This window comes from Clostridioides sp. ZZV15-6597 (assembly GCF_020657815.1).
In the GTDB taxonomy this organism is placed as follows: domain Bacteria; phylum Bacillota; class Clostridia; order Peptostreptococcales; family Peptostreptococcaceae; genus Clostridioides.
Genome location: NZ_JAGWCT010000194.1, coordinates 1 through 2977 on the forward strand (window position 1 = coordinate 1; position 2977 = coordinate 2977).

Genomic DNA, 2977 nt, shown 5'->3' on the forward strand with positions numbered 1-2977 from the left:
TGATAACTTTTTAAAATTATCGAAGTTGATAGCTTCTAATCTATCAAACCTTTTTAACTGGTCAAGTTATTAAGGGTGCAGGGCGGATGCCTTGGCACTAGGAGCCGATGAAGGACGCGATAAGCTGCGATAAGCTTCGGGGAGTTGCACGTAAACTTTGATCCGAAGATTTCCGAATGAGGAAACTCACTTAGAGTAATGTCTAAGTATCATTAAGTGAATACATAGCTTAATGAGGGGAACTCAGGGAACTGAAACATCTAAGTACCTGAAGGAAGAGAAAGAAATTCGATTCCGTAAGTAGCGGCGAGCGAACGCGGAATAGCCCAAACCAATAAAGTTTTCTTTATTGGGGTTGCGGACATATCTTAAACGAAGAGGTATCGTAATTGAAGAGGTTTGGAAAGACCCACCACAGAAGGTAATAGTCCTGTATGTCAAACGAGAAAACTTCAGATATGATCCAGAGTACCACGGGACACGTGAAACCCTGTGGGAAGCAGGAGGGACCACCCTCCAAGGCTAAATACTACCTAGTGACCGATAGCGTATAGTACCGTGAGGGAAAGGTGAAAAGAACCCCGGGAGGGGAGTGAAATAGAACCTGAAACCCTGCACTTACAAGCTGTGGAAGCACATTTCTTGTGTGACCGCGTACTTTTTGTAGAACGGGCCAACGAGTTACGTTAAGTAGCAAGGTTAAGCACTTAAGGTGTGGAGCCGTAGCGAAAGCGAGTTTTAACTGAGCGTTCAGTTACTTGACGTAGACCCGAAACCGGGCGACCTACCCATGAGCAGGATGAAGCGAAAGTAAAATTTCGTGGAGGTCCGAACCCACGAGCGTTGAAAAGCTCGGGGATGACTTGTGGGTAGCGGTGAAATTCCAATCGAGCCCGGAGATAGCTGGTTCTCCCCGAAATAGCTTTAGGGCTAGCCTCAAGGTGAGAGATACGGAGGTAGAGCACTGAATGTCCTAGGGGGTATTGCACCTACCGAAGACTATCAAACTCCGAATGCCGTCATCTTATACTTGGGAGTCAGACTGTGGGTGATAAGATTCATAGTCGAAAGGGCAACAGCCCAGATCGTCAGCTAAGGTCCCTAAATGTAAGTTAAGTGGTAAAGGATGTGGGATTGCACAGACAACCAGGATGTTGGCTTAGAAGCAGCCACTCATTCAAAGAGTGCGTAATAGCTCACTGGTCGAGTGATCCTGCGCCGAAGATTTCCGGGGCTAAAACTTACTACCGAAGCTACGGCATCAGTAATGATGGGTAGGGGAGCTTCCCATACGGGTTGAAGCATGACCGTAAGGACATGTGGACAGTATGGGAGTGAGAATGTTGGCATGAGTAGCGAGATGTGGGTGAGAATCCCACAGGCCGTAAACCCAAGGTTTCCAGGGGAAGGTTCGTCCGCCCTGGGTTAGTCGGGACCTAAGCTGAGGCCGAAAGGCGTAGGTGATGGACAACAGGTTGATATTCCTGTACTACCGATAACCGTTTGAGAGATGGGATGACACAGTAGGATAAGCTAAGCACACTGTTGGTTATGTGTGCCCAAGCATTGAGGCAGTCAGAGTAGGTAAATCCGCTTTGATAATGCTGGGATGTGATGGGGAGCGAAATTTAGTAGCGAAGTAGCTGATTTCACACTGTCAAGAAAAGTCTCTATCGAGGTTAAAGGTACCCGTACCGCAAACCGACACAGGTGGGTGAGGAGAGTATCCTAAGGCCCGCGAGAGAACTGTTGTTAAGGAACTCGGCAAAATGACCCCGTAACTTAGGGATAAGGGGTGCCACCATACGGTGGCCGCAGAGAATAGGCCCAAGCGACTGTTTACCAAAAACATAGGTTTCTGCTAAGTCGCAAGACGATGTATAGGAGCTGACGCCTGCCCGGTGCTGGAAGGTTAAGGGGATCTGTTAGAGCAATCGAAGCAGTGAACTTAAGCCCCAGTAAACGGCGGCCGTAACTATAACGGTCCTAAGGTAGCGAAATTCCTTGTCGGGTAAGTTCCGACCCGCACGAAAGGCGTAACGATTTGGGCACTGTCTCAACAACAGACTCGGTGAAATTGTAATTCCGGTGAAGATGCCGGATACCTGCGACAGGACGGAAAGACCCCATGGAGCTTTACTGTAGCTTGACATTGGGTCTTGGTACTACATGTACAGGATAGGTGGGAGGCTTTGAAACCAGGACGCCAGTTTTGGCGGAGCCATCCTTGGGATACCACCCTTGTAGTACTGGGACTCTAACCATAGGCCATGAATCTGGTCTTGGGACACTGTCAGGTGGGCAGTTTGACTGGGGCGGTCGCCTCCCAAAAGGTAACGGAGGCGCTCAAAGGTTCTCTCAGTACGGTCGGAAATCGTACGTAGAGTGTAAAGGCAAAAGAGAGCTTGATTGCAAGACATACAGGTCGAGCAAGGATGAAAATCGGACTTAGTGATCCGGTGGTTCTGCGTGGAAGGGCCATCGCTCAACGGATAAAAGCTACCCTGGGGATAACAGGCTTATCTCCCCCAAGAGTCCACATCGACGGGGAGGTTTGGCACCTCGATGTCGGCTCATCACATCCTGGGGCTGTAGTAGGTCCCAAGGGTTGGGCTGTTCGCCCATTAAAGTGGTACGCGAGCTGGGTTCAGAACGTCGTGAGACAGTTCGGTCCCTATCCGTCGCAGGCGTAGGAAATTTGAGGAGACCTGTCCTTAGTACGAGAGGACCGGGATGGACGTACCTCTGGTGTACCAGTTGTTCTGCCAAGGGCATGGCTGGGTAGCTATGTACGGAATGGATAAGCGCTGAAAGCATCTAAGCGCGAAGCCAACTTCAAGATAAGATTTCCCACCGCAAGGGTAAGACCCCAGAAAGACTATCTGGTTGATAGGTCGAAGGTGTAAGTGCAGCAATGTATTTAGCTTATCGATACTAATAGGTCGAGGACTTGACCAATATTTATTTGATGTTCATT

1 rRNA gene is annotated in these 2977 nt (G+C 49.2%); it reads left to right on the forward strand.

Annotated elements, in window-relative coordinates:
* Positions 1–59 precede the first annotated feature (59 nt).
* A 23S ribosomal RNA gene (locus KGF52_RS20670) occupies positions 60–2958 on the forward strand.
* Positions 2959–2977 lie beyond the last annotated feature (19 nt).